Source organism: Pedobacter sp., from assembly GCF_041645105.1.
Lineage (GTDB): Bacteria > Bacteroidota > Bacteroidia > Sphingobacteriales > Sphingobacteriaceae > Pedobacter.
In genome coordinates this window covers 282,188-305,963 of record NZ_JBAZQQ010000002.1, presented here as the reverse complement: position 1 = coordinate 305,963, position 23,776 = coordinate 282,188, and the positions used below count along the sequence as shown (strand labels likewise).

The following is a 23,776-nucleotide window of genomic DNA, read 5'->3' as shown; positions in this document are numbered from 1 at the left end:
TGAGTATAGGTGGAATATAAAAATTCATACATTTAGTTAAATTTGGTTATGGTTTGTTTGTTGATTATTTAACAGCAAATGCAAAACTGCCCAGGGGTGGCTCCAATCACTCCTGGTTTATTTGTATTTCCTTTAGGTATTCTGATTAATTCATCACTGTTACCCTCCTTCCTTCAACTACAAAATTTACTGACCCAGTAAGTTCGAGTATTTCAAGTGCCTGCTCCAGACTATCAAAACGAGAGATAGTTCCTCCAAACACTTTATTTGCAGTTCGATTACCTTTATACTCTACATCCACATCGTACCATCTGCTAATCTGACGCATAATGGTTTGCAGATTTTGATCATTGAAAATAAATTTTCCGTTTTTCCAAGCCATTGCCTCCTCAATATTCCCCCTTTTTGTATGAAGTACAGTGCCATTATCATTTAGGACAAGCTGTTGACCTGGAAATAAAACTGCTCCTTTTGTTGTTCCTTTAGGTAAGACGTTGATACTTCCTTCCAACAATGTTGTTGTAGTCTCCCCTTCATCCAAATAACTATTTATATTAAAATGGGTACCCAGAACTTCAATTTTCTGTTTTGCAGTAGACACCATAAATGGTTTATCTTTACTTTTATAAACCTCAAAATAAGCCTCTCCCTTTAACTCTACATTACGTTGAGAAAGCCCATTAAATGTTGCAGGAAATTTAAGAGAAGATGCTGCATTAAGCCAAACTTTTGTTCCATCAGGTAAACGCAATTGGTATTGGCCACCTTTAGGCGTTTCTATTACGTTGTACACAATGTCACCTGTGTTATTGATATCAGCAGTATAGATAAGTTTACCATCAGCTTCTTTAATAATCAAATTTCCTGATTGCTGTGCCAGCTTACCATTTTCGGCATCATTTAAAGAAACACGTTCCCCATTCGCTAAGGTTAAAATGGCCTTATTACTACCCGGAGGTGTATATCCACCAACTTTTGCGGTTGAATGCTGTACTGGCTCCTTATAATGATCTGTAAAGAGGTAAACACCTGCTATGATCAAAAATACCGCAGCTACGCCAGTTATAATACGATAATATAATCTGGTTGTTTTAACCTGATGAATAGGTAACCTAGCCATTAATTTCTGCTCTACGGCATCAAAATCGACCTTTCCTGGCATTGGCTCTGCCTTATCAATTTCAAGGTTATACCAACGTTCCAACAATAGCTTTTCCTCCGGGCTGGCCTTCCCTTCCAGATATTTATTTATTAATTCCTGTGCCTTTAAATTATCCATATTAAATCGGGCATTTTATCCCCTTATTTAACTAAGACAAACTCAGCCTTCCTTGGTGTACATTAAAAAGAAAATAAAAGTGAAGATATCTGTGACCTTAGTACTTTAAGTGCCCGGTTAATGGTTTTCTTCACCGCATGATCAGTAATATCCAGCTCATCTGCAATTGCCCTGTTCGACAAGCCCTCATTCCTGCTCATCTCGAATATCCTTTTCATTTTTGGAGAGAATGCTGCAACTTCACGTTCAATCCGTTCGGCAAAATCACGATAACAAACTTCTTCTTCGGTAGATAAGGCTCCTTTATTGATAAAATCCACTAATGATTCGAGATATTTATCCTTTAGCTTACTTCTATTAATCCTATTCAGGGTATGATTACGAACCGCCATATAGAGATAAGATTTTACAGATACATCTGGACTAATCTCAGTCCTCTTTTCCCAAAGAATTGTATAAATATCCTGAACAACATCCATAGCCTCCTCATCATCTTTAAGCATTTTTCGAGCGTGAAGATATAATAAAGGCCAATATCTTTTATAAAGTTGCGTATAGGCTTCCTGGTCACCTTTTTTTAGTAAGCTGGTTAATTCATTGTCAGAAAGTTTAGTATATGAATCCATATTAAACATCTTACTAAGGCAAGAAACTCCTACAACCGGGAAATATTAATCGGAAAATCAAATATATAATAAAGTTTGTTATTTCTTTAACGAGTAAAAACAATTTACTAATGATTATCTTGTAAAGAGTTTAAACAAAATTCGAATGAAATTAAATGTTATTATAACAGGGGCAACAGGAATGGTAGGAGAAGGTGTGTTGCAGGAATGCATCGCTAATCCCAAAGTAAAAAAAATATTGCTGATCAATCGCAAGTACTTTCCATTTATCCTTATCTAAATATTCAATAGCAAACTTTTCTATCCCTTGGAAAATTGTGATATTTTCCTGTAGCATTGCCACATCAAATTGATTGATTTTTTTATATTTATTAAATATGTTAAAGACTTACCTATTTCTATTTGTTGCCATTGTCTTTGAAATTATCGCAACATCTTCCTTAAAAGCTTCTGAGCAATTTTCTAAACTCTGGCCATCGGTTATAACTATTGCAGGCTATGTAGCTGCATTTTATTTCCTGAGCCTGAGCTTAAATAAGTTGAACCTGGGAATAGCCTACGCTATCTGGTCGGGAGTAGGAATTGTAGTGATTTCTATTGTAGGTCTATTGCTGTTCAAGCAGAAACTAGATCTTCCTGCTATTATTGGCATTGCCCTGATAGTTTGCGGAGTAGTTGTAATCAACGTATTTTCCAAAACTGCCAGCCACTAGCTACCCAGAAATTTTATTACCTATACCGGAGTTTGATATTTCTCGCTATTGCTTTCAACAAACCAAGATGATCACCTACTGTTGAATCATCTGCATCCCAGTCCCCTTTTAAATTACGAACAAATGAAAACTCTTCATTATTGAGCCTAATCTGAATTGAATCCGTTTCTCTTGTAATTGACTTCGTTAAAACAATATAGGTGTAGTCTTTTTCCTCAAAGGTAATGCGCAGCGGTAAACTCATAATGCAAATATAGCGTCGAGATTACATTTTTATTGTGTTACTGTGCTTAAAATTTTTGCCATTGCTCTGAGGCACCCGGACGTTCAAGAACTTCATCACCCTGTATTGACTTTTCACTAAATTCTGGTTGTATACTTGGATTTGATGGATAAGCTTTACCATTAAATTTAAGTATTCGTTGTTTTCCACCACTTCTAACGATTAAATCTTTCCAATTATTTGTAGTAGAAGATAAAACTGTAAACGGATAGTCTACAACAGTAAATTTAGTAAGTAAATCACGGTTACTATCCAGTAACAATACAGTACAACCTCCTGAACCACAAAAATAACCACCGCTAAGACCAATAAAAACTTCCTTTTTCCCGTCCTGATTTAGGTCATATTCACTGTATATAAACTTTCTACTGCCAGAGTCCAATAAATTCTGATCAATATCCTTCTGATAATATTTACTTAAAAAAAGTTTCAAATCAGTTGTAGCATTTGCAGTCACTATGCTATCTGCTTTAATACCTTCCTTGTTTAACATCTCCTGCTGAACACTATCTGCAGAGGAACCAACCTCAACGGGCTTATTATTGGAGTTACAACCAAATACACACCCTAGAAGTGGTATTAATAAAAAGAATACCTTTTGTTTGATATTTGATTTTTTTATAATGCTAATCATTTCGAATCGAATTTTTATGAAGTGTAAAAATACGTAATTAGTCTGTACTTCTACCTATCTTAGTATTAAACTGAAACACATGAAAACAACCTTCTTATTTACTTTATTTTGTTTACTACTCTCCATGCAAATCCATGGTCAGAAAATCAATAAGAATTATGATGAAGCCCTGGCGAAAGAACTGAAGGCAGATGAGTTTGGAATGAAAAAGTATGTACTAGTCATTCTTAAAACCAGCAACACACCAGAACTACCAAAGTCGACAAGAGACAGTGTATTTAAAGGCCATATGGCTAATATCAACCTGCTGGCTGCAGAAGGCAAACTGGTTGTTGCAGGTCCCCTGGGTAAAAATGAAGCTGGATACAGAGGTATCTTTATCCTTGACGTAGAACAAATTGAACAAGCTAAACTTCTGGTTGATACCGATCCAGTTGTTAAAAGTAAGATGATGACTGCAGAATACTATAACTGGTACGGCTCTGCAGCCTTAAAGGAAACCTTAAAAATTCATAGCAAAATAGAAAAGATAAAACATTAAAAAATCGACATAATATTTTCTCACGGCTTTATGGTACTATTTTTCAAATTCATCATTATGTCTTGGTTTATTAGTTTGTATATCATAAATTGAAAATGCCAAACTATAATCCACAATGAAAGCCGTAGAATACCGTTTACCAAAAGATCTCGACAAATCGTTTATTGTGTTTACTGAAAAGGGACCTTTTTTTCCATGTCCCTGGCATTATCATCCTGAATATGAATTTGTATTAGTAAATAAAAGTACCGGTCGGAGGATGGTGGGTGATCATATCGGTTACTTTGATGAAGGAGATCTTGTGTTTATGGGGCCATCATTACCACATGTATGGGTAAATGATCCGAGTTTTATTAAAGGACAAGAGATAATTCAAGCTGATGCTACAGTTGTTCATTTCGCAGAAGACTTTTTAGGCCAGCATTTTCTAAACATCCCAGAACTGGGTCCTTTACGCAAAATACTAGTACTTTCTAATCGCGGGCTTGAAATTAAAGGGGTAACTAAAAAATCCATCAACAGAATTATGAGACAGATGACTCATCAAAGTGGATTGGGTCGCTTGTCTTCATTATTTAATATTTTTGACATCCTTTGCCAAAGCAACGAATACGAGCCATTAGCCAGTCCCTCATACATGGCTAATACTCAAGGCATCTATACAGACCGATTTAGCAAAATTACAGATTATATCATCCGAAACTTTCACAGAGAGATTACACTAAATGAAGTAGCTAATGAAGCAAATATGGCCACTACCACATTTTGCAACTTTTTTAAGGAACACTATCGAATGACATTTATAGAATACCTAAATTCGATACGCATCGGGCATGTTTGTCGATTATTAGGAGAACGAGATCATAACATTATCGAAATTGCTTACGAATGTGGTTTTAATAGTCTGGCAAATTTTAACCGTCAATTTAAGCGGCTTAAAGGCATGTCACCAAGTGCCTATAAAAAGACTATTGTAATTTGACAATTAATAATACGACTTCTCATGTCGAAATATTGTATCAGATATCCACATAAAAGTAGTAGTCAACATAGCTAATCCCTGCTACTTTTGGCAGTAATGAATAAATCGACAACATATCCACTAATCATCATTGGCATTCTTTTTTTTGTCTTTGGCTTTATCACCTGGGCAAATGGTGTACTAATTCCATACTTTAGGGTTGGACTGGAACTCAATAACTTCCAGTCGACCTGGGTAGCTTTTTCTGCTTATGTGGCCTATTTTTTTATGGCTATTCCCTCCGCATGGATACTAAAAAGCACTGGATATAAAAAGGGGATGTTGGTGGGCTTGTTGGTAATGGCCTTTGGAGCCTTTCTTTTCATTCCAGCTGCCTATATGCGAGCATATTGGATTTTCTTAACAGGACTATTTGTAATGGGTACCGGTTTGGCACTATTACAAACAGCAGCCAATCCATATGTTGCTATTATCGGACCAATAGAAAGCCATGCAAAGCGTATTGGGTTCATGGGACTGGCCAATAAGTTCGCGGGTTTTATTAGTTTATTTATCTTGGGATCGATATTTCTCACTGATGCCGATGGTATTATTGAGCAGACTGGAAACGCAACTGAAGCTGTTAAAGAAACTATTTTGGACAACTATATGCTACAAGCGGTCGGACCTTATCTAATTATTACCATCATCTTGGTATTGCTGGCAGCCATGATTCACTTCTCCAGGTTTCCTGAAATTGATGAATCTTTGGAAACTCCAGCCGAAAGTAAGTCGGCCAACAAAAAGAACATTCTCATGTTTCCACATCTTCTATTTGGTATAATTGCCTTGTTTTTCTCGGCTGCATGTGAAGTTATCCCTATTGATGGTATTATTCTATATAGCTCTGCTTTGGGTATTCCTATTGACGAATCACGCTATTTTGCTCAATATACACTTGTTGCTATGACTTTGGGTTATGTGGCCAGCATTTTATTAATCCCAAGATACCTTTCACAACAAAGCGCACTGCTGGCTTGTACAATATGGGGTATGACCATGACTATTTCAGCTTACATGACCGAAGGAATTATGTCAATTGTCTTTGTTATTATCATGGGATTCAGTTCAGCTATGCTTTGGGGAACAATCTGGGGACTGGCGCTTAAGGGTCTTGGACGATTCACGAAGATGGGGTCTGCATTACTACTGATGGCTGTTGTAGGTGGAGGAATATTCCCTGTTATTTTTGGACGATTGATAGATATCAATCTTTCATTACCACAGAACGCCATATTACTACTCTTACCTTGTAATCTAGTCCTGTTAGGCTATTCCTTATATATTTTTCGTAGATCAGGAATTCTTTAAACTCTCCCTGGGCACTGCATACACCTATGACTTTTCATGCAATAAATCAAGGGAACATGTTTGCACCGAAATTCCCGCAGGAGTTCTATATTACCACTTAGCGAGAAGTCAGTAAATAACAGGTCCAATTCTATTGACATTCCCGACTTTACAGGGGGGGCATGGAAGAAAAACTCACCAATCGACCTTTCCTTTTCACAAGGCGGAAACACGGGAATAATTTAGAACATATGTTCACTGACATTGTTTGTTCAGTACCTAACAGCAGAAAAGCACAGGTGGTAAGGGACTGTTAAAACAAGCCAAAGATTTCATTTATATTTGGCTTGTTTCTGAAAAGAAATAGTATAGAAAATTAATTATCTATGATCATTTGTTTTAACACTCCACGTATTTCTTCTTCACATTCTGCAGCAAGTCTGCTCGTACGACAGCGCCAGGTTTCATAACCTCCTTTTTCTAACTCATGTGCAGGTGGAACATAACCTACATAATCGTTAGCCATAGTTATAGTAAAATATGCCTTACCTGCTGCATCTTCTTTTAATTTCAATCCAGTTTCAGCAAAAAACTCACCTCCTAAAGCACCTATTATTCCTGATCCAATCTTGAATGCCTGAATTGGGAAAGATACTTCATCCGGATAATCATTTAATAAAACCTGCTCCCGAGCATAAATCTGTTCATAACCCTGTTGATCCAAATTGATATGTTCATAGTCGGTGTCAGCAACGATCGACAATGCACGCACTAGTTCTGCAGGGCTTGGTTTTCTCGACCGTACATTTATATCCCGATAGATAACATCCAGGAATGGATTAGTTTCCCAAATCATCTGATGCAATGAATTATTCACTGCATGTGCAATTGACATCCCAATAAGTTCACTTTTTTCATGATTACCTTTGGGATATCTATTCGGATCCTTAAAATCCCAGATATTTGCTTCACCGCTAGTTCCATTGCTCATTATTCCAACAAAACTTTCATCTGCATTTAACAGCTTACCTATAGTTCTGGAAAAATATCCAAAATAGTCGGCACTGATCGTACCACGGTCACAATCACCCACATAATGTAGAGAATAATTAGCTAATAAACTAATCCATTCACCATCCAATCCCTTTACTGCAAGGTATCCTACTTCAGGATCTACAGCCGATGCACTACCAACAATTTCCGACTCCCCACCAAAGGGATTCGTTTTAACTTGATCCAACGTACCTGTTATCGGATTAAATGCCTTGTACCCGTCGCGCATATAATACCGTCTACAAAGTACATGCTCTGGAACATCAACTTTACCAAAACCTAATTTTGCGGGCTTAGCCAACGAGAGTGCTTGCTTAACGGAAGCAACAATCAACTGAGGCAGACACTCACGATATGCCATATCAACATGCCCCATTAACAAATCAGTTACCGATCCTGAAGAATGCGTATGTGTACTTGAAATGAGTATATGTTCAGGATGAATATGAGTCTCCTGAAAAATCCTTTCTTTTATATCATCCAGATAGTCTTTCTGCATTGCACAAATGTCCACGACCACAAAAGCCAAAGTCAGCTGACTTGTTTTTAACAAAAGTGTTTTGGCGTAGAGACGATCTGCTATTTTATTGGCATAACGGTTGGTAAATTCCCCATTAATTAATGTTCCAAGTGATGGTGTAATATCTATACTAGCGGCGCCTGCTTTTAAGGTATACTCTTCCATATTTTAAACTTAATGTTCTTCCCAGGCTTTCTCTATAAACCTAAGCCAATTTTTATTAAAAATATTATCAATATCTGTATTACTATAACCTCTTCTCAGTAAAATAGCTTCAAACTTTTGCAGGTCAGCCACAGAATCCATATCCCATGGAGATTGCTCAGTACCGAAAATACCGTCCAGATCGCTACCAATACCAATGTGCAGACTGTTTCCTGCCAACTGGCAAATATGATCCCAATGATCTACTAAGTGTTCCAACCTGATATTAAGCTGCCAGGGATCAGACACCGTATCAATAAAACGAATATCCATGGCCCAGCAATCTAACATGCCACCAATCACCGCCCCTCTATCAATCAGTCTTTTAATTTGACTATCTTTTAACTGACGTTGGTTAGGCACAATCTTTCGCACATTATGGTGACTTGCCCATATTGGTCCATCATAAATTTGAATGGCTTGTTCAAAACCCTCATCAGTTAAATGAGTTACATCAAGAATCATGTTTAGCTTTGCCATCTCTTTCAGCAGTTCAAGGCCCTGTCCATGAATAGGCCCCTCCATGCGAGTCCCAGGAGCATACCGACCGCCACCAAAATGTGATAAGCCAATTGCCCGCAAGCCATATTCGTGCGCTTTGTATAAATAATCTATATTCACCAGAGAGTCCGCCCCCTCCAAACTTAAAATATAACCAATGGGTTTTTCATCATCATCAATGGTTTCGTCAGACCAAAGTGAAATATGTTTGGTTAATGCTGACAAATTACTAATCTGCACCATCTCACCCATTGCTTCCATCTCCCGATACCAACTCAACTGAGCTTGTGTCATCGCCCATGCCTGTTGGGGCGAGTTCCATCCAGGTGATGTACTTCCAGGTTGGCTCACTCTGGAAATTTGGGTTGCAACGACAAGACCAACTTTTCCCTTACGTAATTCAGGTAAACAGACAGTTCCTTTCCCTCTGTCAGGCTTATCTTTCATGTGTAACTCACGTTGCCTAACCTCAGTTAATGATTTTGAAAGATCCCGATTCCATTCCAAGGCATTCATTGCCAAATCCAAATGGGCATCTATAATCAATCTACTCATATCTCCTGCTCCTTTCCAAAGGGATATTTTAGCATGATTTTTCTAATATCTTCACTAAATTGATTAAACAGTCCATTCCATTCCTGAACACCAGATTCTGTATAGTTATAAAAACCAGTATTATTTTCGATTCCCAAACCGCCATTTTTTAACAATTCTTTAAAAAAAATAGCTGGCGTTTTTTCATTACACAATTCTGGGTTTAAATCTTTCATCACTGCACCATAAGCATAGGTTCCCATGAGGTCCATATATCTGAAATTCCCTGCAAAAGGAAGATAATACCCTGCATCATTTCTGCAGGCCCTGTCTACACTTTCAATTGAAGCATACTCTTTTTCTACCAAATAAAAAGCCTCACGTACCATAGCCGCAAACATTCTCGCTCTGGCACTAAAACCACTACATACTGTATATGGATCTTTACCCCAGCAGTTTTTGCCGAGATGTTGTAGCAAGGCTATATTCCTTTCATTACAAACAGCATTACTTATGATTTCAAGAAAGAATGTTTGATCTGCAGGATAAACCCAGTTTAAACCAATGATCTGTTCTGGTTGTTGAGCTTTCTCCTGTAGTTCGTCAAGCAAAATACTTTCCATATTGACGGCTATTGTAGCATCGGAATCCATCCTTTGCTGTAATAGTACTATCCAGCTTATCTTTTCGATCTTATCTTCCGATGTGACCATGACCACTAACTTTTCGGGAATATGATCAGGGAGCATATCTTTCCCATTATCTATATTGTAATAATCTATGGGATGCCCAGCCGAGCTTAAACAATTTACCACACCTTGTGCAACTTTCCCTGAACCTACAACCAACACAGGCATTTCTACACCTTGATTCTTCATATATAATAATTTATAAATCGCATAGAATCTGCTCTGCCACTTTTAATGCATGAGCCACTTCTTGTTCAGTATGCACGGCACTGATATACCAGAGACCTCTCCCGATCACCCTGATATTTTCATCATGTAAACCTGAGATGAATTTATTCAGTTTAACACGGTCATATGTAAATGTATCCCGGTAATCACTTACTTTGTCTAAGTCTGTAAATCCGGTATGCAACATAGGCCCAGGGCCTTGTACCAATAGATTTTGCCCGGTTCGCTTCGCAGCTCCTACTAGACCTTCCTTAAGCATCAGACCAAGATCAAACATTCGCTTATATGTATCTTTATCGTCCTGAAGTACCTTTATCGTTGCCAATGAAGCAGCAATAGTTGGATTACTTGCATTCATCGTTCCGGCATGGATTACACGGCCCTCTTCAATCTCAGCCATCCACTCTCTTTTTCCTACAACAGCACTAATTGGATAACCACTTCCCATTGCCTTTGCAAATACAGCTATGTCTGGCGTAATGCCATAGTACTTTTGCGCACCACCAAGTCCCATACGAAACCCTGTGATTACCTCGTCAAATATCAATGCTATTCCATATTTATCACATAAATCTCTTAGTCCCTGCAAAAAACCATCATTAGGAATGATACAACTGTTGTTACACATGATTGGCTCCGTAATAATTGCTGCAAGGTCCTGATGCTGCAGCTCCAATGTATGCTGCAGCAGATCAAGGTCATTCCATGGCAGAATAATGAACTCATCTCTACTGTTTGGGGATTGTCCTGCAGACCAGGGAAAAACTGCAGGTGTTGTTCTACTACCCAATGCAGCCAGGTCAGTCGTACTGATACCATAAGCCACATTATCTAGCCAACCATGATAATGTCCTTCAAATCTTAAAAATTTTGAACGGCCTGTTTTTGCCCTGGCTACCCGAAATGCGGTTTGTACAGCCTCCGAACCATCCAGACAAAACCGCATACTTTCAGCAGCAGGAATTAGCTCCTGTAGCTTCTCTGCCAATTCTATTTCCTGGATATGTTGGCCAGCAAAAAGTTGTCCTTTTTTTGAATAGGTAGCCACGGCATCCAACACATCTGGGTGTGAATGTCCAACGATTAAAGGTCCTTGACTTAATGTAAAATCGAGGTACTCATTCCCATCAACATCATAAATATGGCTTCCATTACCGTGGCTATAAAAAATAGCATGAGGATGATTGTATTTTCTAAACTCTGAAGAAACACCTCCAGCAAGTACTTTTTTTGCCCGACTTAACAGGCTTTCAGAATGTTTGTATTTTAATTCATTCATATTGAGAATTCTTCAGAATTATGGATACTTGAATATCTTATCGAATATTTTTTAGCCAATTGATATATTTCATTGTTAAACTTCGAGAATGAGCTTTCCCACGCCCGAGCTTCTTCATCGGTATAATTATAAAGTCCTTTTGCATCTTTTACTCCTTTAATATTTAATGCGACTATTTCCCGCATCTTTTCAGGCACACAACTTTGGGTGCTAAGTCTTTCAAATAAAGCTTCGAAAGCAATTGAAAAATCGCTTAGTCCCATAAAATCCATCCTTCTGAATAATCCCATAACCGTTATCCATGAACCTACATCATAACGAAATGCTTTATCTGCATCTTCCAGAGTAATTGCACCTGTTTCTTCCAGGTGTAGTCCTTCCCGATATACTGCATACATCAAACGATTGGTAATAAACCCTCTGATATCTTTTTTAAGTAGTGTAGGTTCTTTATCCCAACCCTTGCTTAAATTCATCACCCATTCTGCCGTCTTTAGATTGGTAAGATCGCCACATGTCACCTCCAAAAAACGGGTTGCATAAGCGGGTTCAGCCCAATGAATACCAAGGAAGTTTTCTGGAAAAGGCCAAAATTGCTGTAGTAATGTTATTGGAATGGCTGAGGTATTGGATGCGACTACTGTATTGGAGTTTACAACTGCAGCAATCTTCTGGTAAACCTGTTGTTTGATCTCAAGTTTTTCCATAACACATTCCATTACCAACTGGCAATTATTCAATTGGGCATAATCGTCTGATATGATGAGTCTATCCAGATAATGTTGAACTGGCTTATTCAACAAACCTTCTTTTTTACAATGCTCAAAAAGTTCTATTATTCGTTGCCAGCCTAGCTCCTTTTCTCCAGGTATCGGAGCTATAGCCACTACAGGATGCCCTGATACCAAAAGAGATAATAAAATACTGCTCCCCATTAAGCCAATACCTACTATACCAACCGGTATAGATTTTGCGTTATCAAAATTAGTCATTAGACATGTATAGAAGATAAACTAACAATACAATCGATCTCAACTTTTATTCCCTCAGCCAAAACCGATTGTACAGTAGTTCTCGCAGGTTTAATACCTGAAAAATAAGTCCCGTAAACAGAATTAAACTGATCAAAATAAGCAATATCACTTAAATGAACCGTACATTTCAACACATGATCCATACTTGCACCAGCAGCTTCAATGATGGCTCTTATATTATCCATCGTTCTCCTGGTTTCTTCTTCTATTGTACCCAACACAAACTTTGAAGTAATAAAGTCTACAGCTGCCTGTCCACTTACAAATAATAGGTTTTCGGCAATTACCCCATCAGAATAAGCACCAGTTACGAAATTAGGATTTCTATCAGGGTGAATGATTTGTCGTTTACTCATCTGCTTCTATTTTTATTGATTGTATATGTTATTTAAAATCAAAAATAGTTCCTTTAAAAGCCCATGTCTATTCTATTTATGTGGTTTTATGATACTATTTTTCATCCGTATACAGTTGATGAGAAAATTCCATTTTATAAGAACTCGACACCACTTAATTCCTTAACATTGTCTTAATAGGAATGAAGTAGTTTTGCAGCTGCATGGAAAATTCTACCGACGAAGAACTTATCGGTCTGATCCGGATATCGGATTATGCAGCTTTTGATGAGCTTCACCGCAGGTATTGGCCTAGCCTCAGAAGACTCGCATACCGCAAAACCGGAGATCAGGCAGATGCTTACGACCTGGTTCAGGAGCTTTTCATAGACCTTTGGGAAAAAAGGGAGACACTTGCATTTGGAGCGCAGCTGAATGGCTGGCTGCACAACCGACTTTGGTTTAAACTTTCCGCGTACTACCGTACAAAGGGTTTCCAACAAAAGCACCTGGAAAACATCCGCCTGAACCTGGAACAGGTTTCAAATGCACCTCAGCTAGACCCACTCGAAATTCTGGCAGAACAAAAGAATTATGACCAGTTGCTGGAAGTAGTCAATCATACCATTCAGGAAATGCCCGACAGAATGCGGGAGATATTTTTGCTTAACCGAAATGAACAAAAGACGGTTGTCGAAATCTCTAAAAAACTGGGTATCTCTCCTAAAACAGCCCGAAAGCAACTGGACAGAGCGATGGGCAAGCTGAGGCGCTCAACACAACAATACAAAACATCGGCGATGGAACTACTCTTCATTACCTGGTTGATTTCGAATTAACAATTATTTCACAAACACTTAACGCAAACCTTGTACGTCTTTTGATGCCTTAGTGCTTTATGTATATAGAAGCATCAGAAAATGAACTACGAAGACAATCCACAAAAATATGAAATCCATCAGAGGCTCAGAAATCTCAATTTCACCGAAGGTGATGTAACCCAAAAAGAGCTGCTGAATGAACAACTCCAGTCAAAACGTGAACTAAGGTCTAGCCTGCTCCCAATAGAAAGAAAATACTCCAACAGGAGAATTTGGATGGCAGCTGCTTCGGTTGTGCTACTTATTGCCGCAGCTTTGCTATGGCCACGTTTGATTGCAGAAAAGAGCGACATCCCTACTTCATTGGCTTATGGCCAGATCCGTACAAATAAGGGTGAACGTAAAATTCTCATACTTGCAGATGGTTCAAAAGTGACCATGAACAGTGCCTCTATACTCACCTATCCCCTGACTTTTAAAAAAGGAAACAGAGAGGTAAAACTTCAGGGACAGGCTTTTTTTGAAGTAAAACGGGACACCTCGCATCCGTTCATCGTCAGAACTTCTAAACTGGCAGTGAAGGTACTAGGTACTAGTTTCGATGTCAGCAATTACAATCATGAAGAGGAACTTTCTGTAACAGTAAGATCGGGAAAGGTAAGCGTTCAGGAAGATTTAAAAACAGAGAAGCATATATTACTGGAGGGTGACCGACTTGTTTATCATACCAAAAATGGTTCTGTAAATAGACAAAGGTTTCAGCCTGAGGAATACATTTCCTGGCAACAAGGCCATTATGTGTTTGAAGATAAAACACTTTCTTATATCTGTCAGCAATTGGAGAAAGTGTATGATATGAAGTTCCATTTTCAGGATCACGATCTTAAACTTAAGAAAATGGGCTTTAGGATCAGAGGGGAAAATATCGTAAGCGTAATGGATATGCTGTCGTTAGCCGGTGGTTTCAGCTATACCATTAAGAACAAGCAAATCACTTTAAAATATAAATAATCAGAGATTTTTCATCTAAAACCCAAATATATGAGATAAGTCAGCAGATCCAATATTCAAAATAAAATGGGCTGTAATCAGAAACGGAGGGCCTTGACCTCCTCCGTTTCAATAAGCTTCAGCTGTCATTTGCTTTAACACAACAAATTCATTCAAACAAGCTATGTACAATTTTACAAAAAAAAGTGTAATTAAACTCCTATATCAAATGTCGAGACTTACTTTTCTCGCAGTGATCGTTGTCCTGACTACTTCCGGGCTCCTAATGGCCAGGGATGTGAAGTCTCAGGACTTAAAAAAACTAACGGTAACCCTGACCCGGGTTTCCTTACTCAAAGAGGTATTTAAAGACCTCGAGCAACAATCGGGTCTCAGTATTTATTTTGCGACCGATATTGGTCGCATTGCAAATGTTAACTTAAAACAAAAAAAGTCAAGCATACAAAATGTGTTTCAAGACCTTGCGGTCACGTATCATTTACGTTTCACACAGTCTGGTTCAATGATCGCTGTGACAAGGGTACCAAAACCACCACAACCAGGACGCGTCTCCGGCAAAATACTGGATGACCGGGGCGAAAGTCTTCCCGGCGCAAGCATAAAAATTGTACAGACCAACCAGGTAGTACAAAGCAGTGTGGACGGAAGCTACAATCTCAGCATCTCTCCTGGATCTTACACCATTGAGGTCAGTTATATCTCATTCCAAACCAAGCGTATAACGCAAGTAGAAGTAAAAGAAGGACAGCTGACCAGTCTTAACATTATACTGAATCCTGCAACCAACAAACTGAGCCAGGTAACCGTAACTGGAAGCTACAAAAAAGAGAGTGTAGCTGGACTGTATGCTACACAAAAGAATGCGGCTTCCGTAACGGACGGTATCTCTGCCGAGCAGATTGCCCGTACCCCTGACAACGACATGGGACAGGTATTGAAACGTGTTACGGGGTTGACGACAGTAAACAACCGTAATGTGATCGTACGGGGAATGTCCGATCGTTACAATCAGGCCATGCTGGACGGTGTAATAATTCCAAGTACCTCACAGAACAAACGCGACTTCTCCTTTGATATCATCCCAACCGAGATGGTAAGCTCTGTCGTGGTCAACAAAACGGCAACACCGGATGTATCGGCCGAGTTTTCAGGTGGGCAGATATCGGTAAATACCATCGATATTCCCGAACAGAATTTTACAAGTATCCAATTAGGCACAGGTGGTAATTCACAAACTACTGGCAAAGATTTCTATCGTCTGGGGGAGCGTCATACAAGCGAGTATTTCGGTTTCTTTGATAAATCTGCAAAAATGCCTGAAGGCATCAAAACCTGGGATTGGGCTAACCGGGCATCGCAACTGGATGCCCCTCCGGGCTATATCCTGACCGATCCGGAGTTGAACGCTACACCGCTCAATCCTACAGAATTTGGAGATGCGGTGAAATATAATGACCTGGATGCCATTGCTCAGTCCAAAAGGTTAAACAGCGATGCCATGCGTCCATACAAGTACAAAGCTTCTCCAAATCAAAATATGCGTTTCTCACTCGGTCGGGTATATGATCTGAAGAACGGAAACCGTTTTGGATTTGTGACATCAGCAAATTTCAGAAATGAGCAAAATATCGTTTCTTTTAACAATGTGAGACGTTCACCCAACGGTAACTATATAGACAGTGTAGGTCTTGGTGACAACGGTGCAGGCACATCCTATCGGTTTAACAGTAACGGAGGACTTGTCGCAAATATGGGATTTCAAGGGCAGCGTTTTAAGTTGGCTTTAAAGAATATGTATGCGCGTACCTACAGTGACACCTACAATGAGTCGACCCAAAAACCTCGTGAAGATTCTAATCCGACAGCCACTAAACTGATCTATCAATTGCCTGAAGCCATGTCTTTGCAACAGCACCAGTTGACTGGCGAATATCAGCTTCCCTGGAAGATAAAAGCTGAGGGGATGTTTACCGTCAATAAGATCAATCAACAGATTCTGGATGAGCGCAAGCTTTCTTACCGGTTAACCACGATAATTGCTGACAAACCTTATTTTCAGACTCCCGGCTTAATGACCCATTCTGCAGCTTCGACAGGTGGTTCCTTCAAAGACTGGCGAATGTGGACCCGTATCGATGAAACGGATTACAATTGGAGTGCGGCTTTCTCTCGCAAATTTGGAGAAGGAGAACCGGTATCTACCCTACTCAAATTTGGATATCAGGCATGGTCAAAGAAAAGGTCTTTGGATGTAAATAAAATGGTTCCCTGGACAAGGTCTTGGATTGAAGGAACGGCCAATCAACGAGCTCCGGCAATCGAGGTTTCCTACGACCAGCTGTTTGCGAACGAAAATATCGGAAATGGAGATGGTCAGGCCTATTATTATGCAGATGCGCTTGGAGGACGATACTATGATGGAGACATGAGTTCCCATGCCCTCTTCCTGATGGCCGATCAGAAATTGTGGAATAATCTTCGCCTGGTATACGGTATTCGGGCCGAGTATTTTGGTTTAAATTCGAAGCAGGAAGAGCTTTATAGACGATCCTATAAGGACGAACCAGATACCGATGATACACAGAGACATCGATTTGGTGTCAAGGAAAATAATTGGCGATTCCTCCCATCGATCAATGCTACCTATAGCTTAACTCCTGAGTTTAATATCCGTGGAAGTTATTCAAGAACGATCATACGTCCTGACTTTAGAGAGGTGGGTATGTTTGCGATGTATGATTTTGAAATAGACGGGTATGTGTACGGTGAACATGTTCAGTCTACATTGATCGACAACATAGATGTACGATTGGAATGGTACCCTTCGCCTGGCGAGATCATTTCTTTGACAGGGTATCACAAAAAACTGGACAAACCTATCGAATTAGTTCATTCCGGAAACGGTTCGAACCAATATACCTTTGCTAATATGGAGAATGCAAAAAATCTGGGGTTGGAACTGGAAATCCGGAAGAATTTTAGCTTTTTATCCGATAGAGATTGGGCAAAAGACCTATTTATATCCGCTAATGGGACGCTGCTCAAATCCACTGTCAATGTGTTAAGTCACTGGGAATGGATTAATAATCCGGAAACACAGATAGCAGAACGCGTCCAGCAGCGGTATCCAAATCAAGACAGGCCACTTATCGGTCAGTCCCCTTGGTTGTTGAACCTGGGACTAGGATACTGGGGAGATCGTTTTGGCGCGACAGCAAGCTACAATCACCGCGGTCCCCGAACAAACCTGGCCAATGTCAACATGGCAAGGGTGGAGTATGAATTAGCACCGAAACAATTGGATGCCCAATTTTATGCACGCTTCTTAAAGAAGAAAATGGAGGTTAAATTCAATATATCCAATCTACTTAACGACTGGACACGTTATTACATAAATATCAATGATTATGAACCAGATGACACCAAGTTCTATGTGCTAAAAGAAGGCAAGTCTATCAAGTATAATAAAGAAGAAGGTGACAATATAACCTACCGTAAAAAAGATGGTCAACGTTTCAGTCTGAGTGTCGGCTATAACTTTTAATAATCAATCATTGAATTTAAAGATCAAAAAAAACAGATGAAAGCATATATAAGAAACAGTATAGTTATTGTCCTATTGTCGATAGGTTTATATTCCTGCCAGAAAGCAGAATATGTAAATTCATTTTCGGAATTTGTGGATGTATATTTTGATGCAGATAAAACCGCATTGCGAGACAATGGAACCGGTGTTTTTATTGCGGCCAGGTACAATGGAAATCCGATCGAATGGGATGTCAATTTGAAAAAGATCAAAGTAGTTGCAGGTGAAGGTAAATTTGAATTCTATGATACCCGCAATGGAAAAGTGGTAGCCGAGAAAGTTATCGATGTGAAGCCTGGTTCCAAAGAAACCTATACATTATTCCAGCCTACGATGGATGCTCCGGTCTCTTTTATCGATCCAAGCGAACAGGGTACAGAAAGTCCGGCTCCGGCTGGGCATATCAAAGTGAAAGTAGCCAATTATGTACAAGATCTTATTCCATTTGAAAATCTGGACCTCAAAGTTTTTATAAGTTATTTTGATGCCGATTTTAATACAGTGGTCGAGGAGGTTGGGACGATCAAAAATGTAAAAAACAGCATTGACCAGGCCGAATATCACACCCTCCCCGATGGTCTGCCAACCCCCTTACCTGAATATGCTCACAACTATGTATTCGAATTTGTAAACGGTAGCACCGGGCAGCCATTGCTCAACCATGGAGGAACAAGTTATTCAAATACGGCATTAAGCCCTCAGGGTATTAATCCACTGCCGGTTAAAAATATCTTTACTTTGTATATGATTTCCAGGAAAACTTGGGGGGAAGCTCCTCCATTTATCAAAAAAGGAGATACGTTTTATGAAATAGAGACCAACGTACTTTTTGCAAACTAATTGACAATAAACAAAAGAAATTCAGAAATTAATGATTTGTAAAATAGTAATTTAAGGTATCCTAAAGTTAAAGTAGCAAAACCACAAAACACGAAAGCCTAATAATTTCGATTATTAGGCTTTTTAAATCAAAAACCGTATCCCTTAAGATACAAAGTTGGAGTTTTCTCAAATGCAATTACTTTTGTTCAAAAAGTAAATCATAATCCTTTCCATATCTTCTTCTAAGCCTTTGCTTTGCTTTTTTTACGGCATCAACTGTTAAACCTAATATTCTTGCTGTTCCCCCATTATCCATTTCCAGTTTGGTTAGAAATATAATTCGGAGCTGAGCATCAGTTAATTCTGGAAAATTCTGGATAAGGGACTCGTAATAAACAGAATAAGTTTGTATAAAGTATCTTTTGAAATTCAACCACGATTCTGTACTCATCAAATGCGAATTGAGTAAAGTTTGCATTTCTAAAGTATACGTTTCCAAATTTTGAAGCGAAGGTTGTCTGACCTTATCAATTTCAAATTCTAATTTCTCAATCTGCTTGTGCTTCTCTATAATCTTTTCCTCATACTCGTTTTTTTTAAACTTTATTTTTTTTCTATAAGCTCTTATTATAAAAATAATAGCAGCCAATAACATTGCACAACTTACTAATGCAGCGATTTTGAGGTATGATTCTATTTGACGTTTGACTGTTTCTGCCTGAACCTTTAGCTTCAGCTTATTTTTTTCTGTTTCCCAGCCCAACTTCATAATCGCCTCTCTTCCGTCCTTCCCATTAAGCAGATTTTTTAATTTTTCTAATTTCCGCCTAACGATAAGCTCTTCCTTATAATTTCCCGTCCGTTCTGCTATTGCTAAAATGAGTAAGTTGATTTCATATTCGGAACTTTTAAAGTACGTTTTCGATTGGGCATAATGCTGGGCAAGCTGTAGCCTACTATTCGCATCGGCAACATCCCCCTTCCCCAAATATGCCTTACCCAACATAACCAGGGCATAAATGGTATTTTGTGTAGCAGATAGCATTTTTGAAATTGCAATATCCTGGTTAAGAAGTTCAATAGCTGTATCGTAATCCCTTTGTTTGATCTTTATTTCCGCCAGGTTACCCAATACTTTAGCATATCGCAATTCATCTTTGTTTACCTCAGCAATAACAAGCGCTTCCTTGAAGTATTTCTCAGCTTTTACCAAGTCGTCCAAATGAATGCTATTTAAACCTAAAGCGTCTGTAATACTCGCCCAATCACTACTGTTTGGTTTCACGTATTTTCTGGCTAGTTGTAAATAATCATTTGACTTTTCATAATCACCAGCCGTTGTCAAAAAATAAGCTGTTTTCTTATAAGTGTCATATGGCTGGATAATATATTCAGCAGCTGTCTGATCAAGGGCTTCGATACAATACATAAACAGAGGAAAAGACTCTTCGTATTTTCTATAGGTATATAAATAAAAGCCGTATTGCAAAGAAATCCAGATTTCAAGATCTTCACGTTTTAGTTGTCTGGCATTTAGCAATGCCTTTTTAAATAGATTAGTACTAGTTGGATTAAGCTGATCTAGTTCGTCGGCTTTTTTTTTGGCAATAAAAACATTCGTGATAATTTCAGCCGACTTACTCTCTTCATCCTTTAATTCAAAAAATACTTTTTGTAATGATATTTTTAGTTCAGTATTCGTTTTAGCCAGCGAATACTGCTTAGTTATATCTTCTATTACCTTTTGATCTGTTTTTTTCTCAGTTTCAAAAATCCCGGCGATAAGATAATAAGGCAATAAAACAAAAACTAAAGAAAGCATCAACTTTCTAACAAACGTATCGGCATTCATTAATATATCGGTTCAAGATGTTGCAAAGAAAGGAAATCTCCAAAACATCCATCCTATCAATGACAAAAAACTTATTGATTATTTAAATTCTATTACCATTACCACAATACTCATTGAACTAATTGAAAACGTTGCCTCCCAATAACTGTTTCATACTGTCCCATTATTACTTAAATTTGCCATCTTATGGAGTTGTAGCCACACTGACCGTACAACTCATGCGACTTTTAAATTTATCCTTATCCGCTGGTGGTATTTCAACTTTAATCATCACCGGAAATCTTTGCACCATTTTCACATAATTCCCGCTTTGGTTATCCGGAGCAACAAAAGGAGGTTCATCTTTTAAACTAAAAATCTCCATCACTTTACCACTAAAACTAAGTTCAGGAAAGTCATCAACCACAACTTTAGCAGATTGCCCCTTAAGCAAATGCTGCACCTGATCGGATTTAAAACTGGCGGTAACATAAAATTCATTAACCCCATTATGCGCTTTAAAGTCCACATAGGCATCCTCGGTAAGTTCAAAGTTCCCATCTTTTGAAGGAATGATCTTGCTATCCAACAAAATTTTTGACCATTTTTTCAAAAAATCAGCTGAAAATTTTAGTGTTTTCATAGATACCAAGACCATATGACGACAAGTCTTGCCATCTATGATATAAATAAGAGTTGAAACTGGTGTTTGTTCAGATTTCAGCGTCCGGTTTTCCAGGCTGATCAGTCTATAGGGATTAAGGCTATTTTTATTTTCCGACAGGAGTGTAAAACTAATCCCTTTGTCTTTTACTAAATCATGAGACACATTAATGCTGTCCAAAGGCTTAGTATCTTTTGTGATATCATCACTTAATATCATCACCACTTTTTGCCAGTCCTCCTTATTTTCTCCCTTAACATTCCATTTATAATGACGTCGGGAAAAATCCGTCTGGACTGACAATTTCTCATCCAATTTCCAGCCCTCAGCCTTTGGCCAGTGGATTTCCAGATCCTCCCGGTGAGATTGTGCTTTCGTCAGCCCACACATGAACACCAGGATAATTAAAGCAACAATCTCTCTCATTTATATTTTTCAGTGATTTAGATGTATTAAAGATAAGTTTTCCCAAGAACCCTTTTCGTCAAGAATTTTTAAATAACAGTTAAATGGTTCATCAGCTTGATAAAGTTGATAAAGCTGATCAGTTAGCGCTGTAAGAAAGTTAAAGAAAATTGAAAATTCTTCTTCTGTATTGTAAAGCCCGCCCCACTCATTTAATGTCCAATTGAGCCTTTTTCCATCCAGTGTGCTGATCGAAAATTTCAGGTAAGGAATATCAGCCTCTGTTTTTTTGTAATTGTCCAGCTGCAGTCCTCCCAATAACCCTATTTCTCTTACAGGAACCGCAATGGATTGTATTTCCGAAAACAAAACAGAACCGAAGCTGGAACTGATAAAGCCACCTTTACTTATTGAAACAATTTCTCTCGACTTTCTTTCGGTGCCGGCTTTAAACAGTCTATAAATCGCAACTAACAATAGAGGAAAAGAAATCAACAATAGCCAGGTCGGGAAAAGCGCGTCAGCATACGTCAGTAAAATAGTCGCTGTTAATGTAATACTCAGTAAGGTGGTAAAAAACCAAACTAAAATAGTTCCATCTTTTTTACCGTTATTAAAACCGAAATAATAGGTATTCATAAATGAGTACTATAATAACTCCCAATTTATCAGGAGTAAATGTAGCAAAAAGAATAATCACTATTTCAAATGCTAAGCTTATGGAAGTTGCGGCATAAAAAACCGAAGCAAAATCTGGTAAAGATTTTGCTTCGGTGAGGTGTCCATTACTGGACTATTCTCGAACCTATTTTTGGATGATTTGAAGAAAATTGCAAACTTGGACACACTATTTTAAATTGAGACCCTTAGTAGAGATTTCAAGCTTAGATTCAAACAATGTTATTCATTCTATCCAATGCTGATTTTTGTATTCCGATAACTTTCATTGCTCGCTTCATTTTCTGTGAAAGTCGAATTTATAAAGGCTCATTGAAGGATTAGGAAAAATGGTACTGATTGGCTTTGAAAGGTAAAATTTAGCATTGAAACAACAATTTAGAAGAAATTTATTTTGTAAATTGAATGGTTTGGTTATGAAAACTATTGAAAAATTATGATTGTAACTATTTTTGGGGATTATTAGTTCGCTTGTATTAGCCTATACATCATAATCTTAAAATAAGAACCGGAACCTATGAAAGTTAAAGACATAAAAAGCACAAGGGATTTTTTAGAATTTTTATCAAAACACAATGATTTCATATCTCAACAAAGTGAAGAATATTCAAAGTCAATTTGTGGAACGGGTTTTCAATCAGAAGTTTTATACATTTTGCCCGCAACACAAGACTTAAACAATATTGAAAACTACCATAACCTTAAATTTGTAACAATAAACAATTACAAAGTTGACAAGAAAGGTTTTGAAATTTTAAAACGGCATAAACATAAATTTGAGAACGTGAATTTTCTTCACATTTGGAACATTAAGCAAAATGATTTGGAGCTACTTGAATTATTTCCGAATGTTACACATTTGCTAGTTTCATATATCAGAAAAGAAAATTTTTCATTTAGTGGATTAGATTATTTGCATAAGCTGGAAACTCTTGTTTTGAGCAGTGCTAATAAAATAACTGATTTTAATTTCATAACTAAATCGCAAAAAGAAAAAATAAAACATCTTAATCTAACTTATACTGCAAAACTTACAAAACTTGATGGAATTGAAGATTTTAAAAATTTGGAAACATTAATTCTTTTTGCATCAACAACGGAAAGTAAAATGACAGAATCTAAATGGAATTGAAAAGCTTATCAATTTAAGTGATTTTAAAATTGACTATTTCAAATTTGATATAGATGAGCTAA

23 protein-coding genes are annotated in these 23,776 nt (G+C 38.0%); 10 read left to right on the top strand and 13 right to left on the bottom strand.

The annotated features are described in order from the left end of the window. Positions 1 to 145: 145 nt before the first annotated feature. Entirely contained in the window at positions 146 to 1,279 is a 1,134-nt protein-coding gene (locus tag WC623_RS07490; protein WP_372849536.1) for a FecR family protein, read from the bottom strand. A 62-nt stretch (positions 1,280 to 1,341) separates the two neighbouring features. Beyond that, complete coding sequence (locus WC623_RS07485) at positions 1,342 to 1,905, bottom strand: RNA polymerase sigma factor (protein WP_372849534.1); 564 nt, start codon at positions 1,903 to 1,905, stop codon at positions 1,342 to 1,344. Between the two features lie 145 nt (positions 1,906 to 2,050). On the opposite strand from WC623_RS07485, the gene WC623_RS07480 reads away from it, so the two are divergent. Together WC623_RS07480 and WC623_RS07475 are read left to right on the top strand one after the other, a co-directional pair. After that, positions 2,051 to 2,185: a hypothetical protein gene (locus tag WC623_RS07480; protein WP_372849532.1), complete on the top strand. Its 135-nt coding sequence runs from the start codon at positions 2,051 to 2,053 to the stop codon at positions 2,183 to 2,185. Positions 2,186 to 2,282: 97 nt separating this feature from the next. Then, complete coding sequence (locus WC623_RS07475; protein ID WP_372849530.1) at positions 2,283 to 2,618, top strand: SMR family transporter; 336 nt, start codon at positions 2,283 to 2,285, stop codon at positions 2,616 to 2,618. A gap of 16 nt (positions 2,619 to 2,634) precedes the next feature. Here WC623_RS07475 and WC623_RS07470 read toward each other — a convergent pair whose 3' ends face one another. Then, on the bottom strand, positions 2,635 to 2,862 hold the full coding sequence (locus WC623_RS07470) for a hypothetical protein (RefSeq protein ID WP_372849528.1): 228 nt from the start codon (positions 2,860 to 2,862) through the stop codon (positions 2,635 to 2,637). A 46-nt stretch (positions 2,863 to 2,908) separates the two neighbouring features. Continuing rightward, a complete protein-coding gene (locus tag WC623_RS07465; RefSeq protein ID WP_372849526.1) occupies positions 2,909 to 3,535 on the bottom strand; it encodes a hypothetical protein in 627 nt (208 codons plus the stop codon). A gap of 79 nt (positions 3,536 to 3,614) precedes the next feature. Here WC623_RS07465 and WC623_RS07460 point away from each other — a divergent pair, with 79 nt between their 5' ends. The 3 genes from WC623_RS07460 to WC623_RS07450 all read left to right on the top strand — a co-directional run bounded on the left by WC623_RS07460 (position 3,615) and on the right by WC623_RS07450 (position 6,408). Further along, positions 3,615 to 4,076, top strand: a complete 462-nt coding sequence (locus tag WC623_RS07460; protein WP_372849524.1) for a YciI family protein — start codon at positions 3,615 to 3,617, stop codon at positions 4,074 to 4,076. A gap of 115 nt (positions 4,077 to 4,191) precedes the next feature. Continuing rightward, complete coding sequence (locus WC623_RS07455; RefSeq protein WP_372849522.1) at positions 4,192 to 5,058, top strand: AraC family transcriptional regulator; 867 nt, start codon at positions 4,192 to 4,194, stop codon at positions 5,056 to 5,058. A 96-nt stretch (positions 5,059 to 5,154) separates the two neighbouring features. Then, a complete protein-coding gene (locus tag WC623_RS07450) occupies positions 5,155 to 6,408 on the top strand; it encodes an MFS transporter (protein ID WP_372849520.1) in 1,254 nt (417 codons plus the stop codon). 355 nt (positions 6,409 to 6,763) lie between these two features. Here the strand turns inward: WC623_RS07450 and WC623_RS07445 are convergent, their stop codons facing one another. The 6 genes from WC623_RS07445 to WC623_RS07420 are packed head-to-tail and all read right to left on the bottom strand — an operon-like array spanning position 6,764 to position 12,785. Next, positions 6,764 to 8,125, bottom strand: coding sequence for a hypothetical protein (locus WC623_RS07445; protein WP_372849518.1), 1,362 nt, complete (start codon positions 8,123 to 8,125; stop codon positions 6,764 to 6,766). A 9-nt stretch (positions 8,126 to 8,134) separates the two neighbouring features. Beyond that, positions 8,135 to 9,220: a dipeptidase gene (locus tag WC623_RS07440; RefSeq protein ID WP_372849516.1), complete on the bottom strand. Its 1,086-nt coding sequence runs from the start codon at positions 9,218 to 9,220 to the stop codon at positions 8,135 to 8,137. Then, positions 9,217 to 10,077 carry a 3-hydroxyacyl-CoA dehydrogenase family protein gene (locus WC623_RS07435; protein ID WP_372849514.1) on the bottom strand — a complete coding sequence of 287 codons (861 nt, stop codon included), beginning with the start codon at positions 10,075 to 10,077 and terminating at the stop codon, positions 9,217 to 9,219. The genes WC623_RS07440 and WC623_RS07435 overlap by 4 nt, the downstream gene beginning before the upstream one ends. Before the next feature lie 10 nt (positions 10,078 to 10,087). After that, entirely contained in the window at positions 10,088 to 11,395 is a 1,308-nt protein-coding gene (locus WC623_RS07430; protein WP_372849512.1) for an aspartate aminotransferase family protein, read from the bottom strand. Further along, complete coding sequence (locus WC623_RS07425) at positions 11,392 to 12,387, bottom strand: 3-hydroxyacyl-CoA dehydrogenase family protein (protein WP_372849510.1); 996 nt, start codon at positions 12,385 to 12,387, stop codon at positions 11,392 to 11,394. The genes WC623_RS07430 and WC623_RS07425 overlap by 4 nt, the downstream gene beginning before the upstream one ends. After that, positions 12,387 to 12,785, bottom strand: coding sequence for a RidA family protein (locus tag WC623_RS07420; RefSeq protein WP_372849508.1), 399 nt, complete (start codon positions 12,783 to 12,785; stop codon positions 12,387 to 12,389). Before WC623_RS07420 ends, WC623_RS07425 begins: the two co-directional genes overlap by 1 nt. 203 nt (positions 12,786 to 12,988) lie before the next feature. Here WC623_RS07420 and WC623_RS07415 point away from each other — a divergent pair, with 203 nt between their 5' ends. The 4 genes from WC623_RS07415 (at position 12,989) to WC623_RS07400 (ending at position 19,022) form a co-directional block, all read left to right on the top strand. Continuing rightward, positions 12,989 to 13,603 carry an RNA polymerase sigma factor gene (locus tag WC623_RS07415; protein WP_372849506.1) on the top strand — a complete coding sequence of 205 codons (615 nt, stop codon included), beginning with the start codon at positions 12,989 to 12,991 and terminating at the stop codon, positions 13,601 to 13,603. Between the two features lie 81 nt (positions 13,604 to 13,684). After that, on the top strand, positions 13,685 to 14,596 hold the full coding sequence (locus tag WC623_RS07410; RefSeq protein WP_372849504.1) for a FecR family protein: 912 nt from the start codon (positions 13,685 to 13,687) through the stop codon (positions 14,594 to 14,596). 208 nt (positions 14,597 to 14,804) lie between these two features. Beyond that, entirely contained in the window at positions 14,805 to 18,140 is a 3,336-nt protein-coding gene (locus WC623_RS07405; protein ID WP_372849502.1) for a TonB-dependent receptor domain-containing protein, read from the top strand. Between the two features lie 36 nt (positions 18,141 to 18,176). Further along, positions 18,177 to 19,022: a hypothetical protein gene (locus WC623_RS07400; protein WP_372849500.1), complete on the top strand. Its 846-nt coding sequence runs from the start codon at positions 18,177 to 18,179 to the stop codon at positions 19,020 to 19,022. Positions 19,023 to 19,200: 178 nt separating this feature from the next. Here the strand turns inward: WC623_RS07400 and WC623_RS07395 are convergent, their stop codons facing one another. The 3 genes from WC623_RS07395 to WC623_RS07385 form a co-directional block, all read right to left on the bottom strand. After that, positions 19,201 to 20,856 (bottom strand): tetratricopeptide repeat protein, encoded by a 1,656-nt coding sequence (locus WC623_RS07395; protein WP_372849498.1) that lies wholly within the window; start codon positions 20,854 to 20,856, stop codon positions 19,201 to 19,203. 184 nt (positions 20,857 to 21,040) lie between these two features. Beyond that, positions 21,041 to 21,925, bottom strand: a complete 885-nt coding sequence (locus WC623_RS07390; protein WP_372849496.1) for a hypothetical protein — start codon at positions 21,923 to 21,925, stop codon at positions 21,041 to 21,043. Positions 21,926 to 21,934: 9 nt separating this feature from the next. Continuing rightward, positions 21,935 to 22,543 carry a hypothetical protein gene (locus WC623_RS07385; RefSeq protein WP_372849494.1) on the bottom strand — a complete coding sequence of 203 codons (609 nt, stop codon included), beginning with the start codon at positions 22,541 to 22,543 and terminating at the stop codon, positions 21,935 to 21,937. 556 nt (positions 22,544 to 23,099) lie between these two features. On the opposite strand from WC623_RS07385, the gene WC623_RS07380 reads away from it, so the two are divergent. Further along, positions 23,100 to 23,714 (top strand): hypothetical protein, encoded by a 615-nt coding sequence (locus tag WC623_RS07380; RefSeq protein ID WP_372849492.1) that lies wholly within the window; start codon positions 23,100 to 23,102, stop codon positions 23,712 to 23,714. Positions 23,715 to 23,776 lie beyond the last annotated feature (62 nt).

Excerpts from the sequence above, each read along its gene's own strand:
- WC623_RS07490 (WP_372849536.1), bottom strand. The coding sequence starts at position 1,279 with ATGGATAATTTAAAGGCACAGGAATTAATAAATAAATATCTGGAAGGG.
- WC623_RS07485 (WP_372849534.1), bottom strand. The coding sequence starts at position 1,905 with ATGGATTCATATACTAAACTTTCTGACAATGAATTAACCAGCTTACTA.
- WC623_RS07480 (WP_372849532.1), top strand. The coding sequence starts at position 2,051 with ATGAAATTAAATGTTATTATAACAGGGGCAACAGGAATGGTAGGAGAA.
- WC623_RS07475 (WP_372849530.1), top strand. The coding sequence starts at position 2,283 with ATGTTAAAGACTTACCTATTTCTATTTGTTGCCATTGTCTTTGAAATT.
- WC623_RS07470 (WP_372849528.1), bottom strand. The coding sequence starts at position 2,862 with ATGAGTTTACCGCTGCGCATTACCTTTGAGGAAAAAGACTACACCTAT.
- WC623_RS07465 (WP_372849526.1), bottom strand. The coding sequence starts at position 3,535 with ATGATTAGCATTATAAAAAAATCAAATATCAAACAAAAGGTATTCTTT.
- WC623_RS07460 (WP_372849524.1), top strand. The coding sequence starts at position 3,615 with ATGAAAACAACCTTCTTATTTACTTTATTTTGTTTACTACTCTCCATG.
- WC623_RS07455 (WP_372849522.1), top strand. The coding sequence starts at position 4,192 with ATGAAAGCCGTAGAATACCGTTTACCAAAAGATCTCGACAAATCGTTT.
- WC623_RS07450 (WP_372849520.1), top strand. The coding sequence starts at position 5,155 with ATGAATAAATCGACAACATATCCACTAATCATCATTGGCATTCTTTTT.
- WC623_RS07445 (WP_372849518.1), bottom strand. The coding sequence starts at position 8,125 with ATGGAAGAGTATACCTTAAAAGCAGGCGCCGCTAGTATAGATATTACA.
- WC623_RS07440 (WP_372849516.1), bottom strand. The coding sequence starts at position 9,220 with ATGAGTAGATTGATTATAGATGCCCATTTGGATTTGGCAATGAATGCC.
- WC623_RS07435 (WP_372849514.1), bottom strand. The coding sequence starts at position 10,077 with ATGAAGAATCAAGGTGTAGAAATGCCTGTGTTGGTTGTAGGTTCAGGG.
- WC623_RS07430 (WP_372849512.1), bottom strand. The coding sequence starts at position 11,395 with ATGAATGAATTAAAATACAAACATTCTGAAAGCCTGTTAAGTCGGGCA.
- WC623_RS07425 (WP_372849510.1), bottom strand. The coding sequence starts at position 12,387 with ATGACTAATTTTGATAACGCAAAATCTATACCGGTTGGTATAGTAGGT.
- WC623_RS07420 (WP_372849508.1), bottom strand. The coding sequence starts at position 12,785 with ATGAGTAAACGACAAATCATTCACCCTGATAGAAATCCTAATTTCGTA.
- WC623_RS07415 (WP_372849506.1), top strand. The coding sequence starts at position 12,989 with ATGGAAAATTCTACCGACGAAGAACTTATCGGTCTGATCCGGATATCG.
- WC623_RS07410 (WP_372849504.1), top strand. The coding sequence starts at position 13,685 with ATGAACTACGAAGACAATCCACAAAAATATGAAATCCATCAGAGGCTC.
- WC623_RS07405 (WP_372849502.1), top strand. The coding sequence starts at position 14,805 with ATGTCGAGACTTACTTTTCTCGCAGTGATCGTTGTCCTGACTACTTCC.
- WC623_RS07400 (WP_372849500.1), top strand. The coding sequence starts at position 18,177 with ATGAAAGCATATATAAGAAACAGTATAGTTATTGTCCTATTGTCGATA.
- WC623_RS07395 (WP_372849498.1), bottom strand. The coding sequence starts at position 20,856 with ATGAATGCCGATACGTTTGTTAGAAAGTTGATGCTTTCTTTAGTTTTT.
- WC623_RS07390 (WP_372849496.1), bottom strand. The coding sequence starts at position 21,925 with ATGAGAGAGATTGTTGCTTTAATTATCCTGGTGTTCATGTGTGGGCTG.
- WC623_RS07385 (WP_372849494.1), bottom strand. The coding sequence starts at position 22,543 with ATGAATACCTATTATTTCGGTTTTAATAACGGTAAAAAAGATGGAACT.
- WC623_RS07380 (WP_372849492.1), top strand. The coding sequence starts at position 23,100 with ATGAAAGTTAAAGACATAAAAAGCACAAGGGATTTTTTAGAATTTTTA.